The 510-nt window shown below is 70.4% G+C and carries 2 protein-coding genes; one reads left to right on the plus strand and one right to left on the minus strand.

Translation table 11 applies throughout. The annotated features are described in order from the left end of the window. The first annotated feature begins 37 nt into the window (after positions 1-37). Complete coding sequence (locus ICC28_RS40100) at positions 38-148, plus strand: DUF397 domain-containing protein (protein WP_317454184.1); 111 nt, start codon at positions 38-40, stop codon at positions 146-148. Here the strand turns inward: ICC28_RS40100 and ICC28_RS40105 are convergent. Beyond that, a partial coding sequence (locus tag ICC28_RS40105) for a hypothetical protein (protein ID WP_223190813.1) occupies positions 114-510 on the minus strand: 397 nt, incomplete at its 5' end. The two genes, ICC28_RS40100 and ICC28_RS40105, sit on opposite strands and share 35 nt — an antisense overlap.

Raw genomic sequence — 510 nt, forward strand, 5'->3', positions numbered from 1 at the left:
CTGCGTCGAAATAGCAAACCTCCGCCCCCGAATCGCCATACGCGACTCCAAGGACCGGACCCGCACCCCCCTCTCGTTCCCCAGCGAAGCCTTCACCGCGTTCGTCACGAGCCTCAAGACCGACGCCCGCGCGGAGACAGCCTGCTGACCACGGCCGTCCGCACCATCTGCCACTTGAACCACGGAGGCAGATCCCGGAACGCTACGAACGTCAGGGCGTCCCCAATGGCAGGGCCCGCGAAGCCCCCCGTTCCCTCCGCGCGCAGGGCGGCGTACAGCTCCGGGGTCAGCCGACCGTTGAGCCGGGCCACGTGGGCCGCCGCGGTGAACGGATAGTCCCGTCGGGAGCGGTCCAGCACCTGGATCGCCCGAACGATCCGCGGTGACGCCACCTCCGGCGCGCAGTTGAGCGCCAGCCCGATCACCGCCGCACCGACGTGCCGCTCATCACGCTCCAACGCGGCGTCCACCTCGACGGGGTCGTCCATGCCCAGCAGGCCCTTGCCCGTG

This window comes from Streptomyces sp. TRM68416 (assembly GCF_014596915.1).
GTDB lineage: Bacteria > Actinomycetota > Actinomycetes > Streptomycetales > Streptomycetaceae > Streptomyces.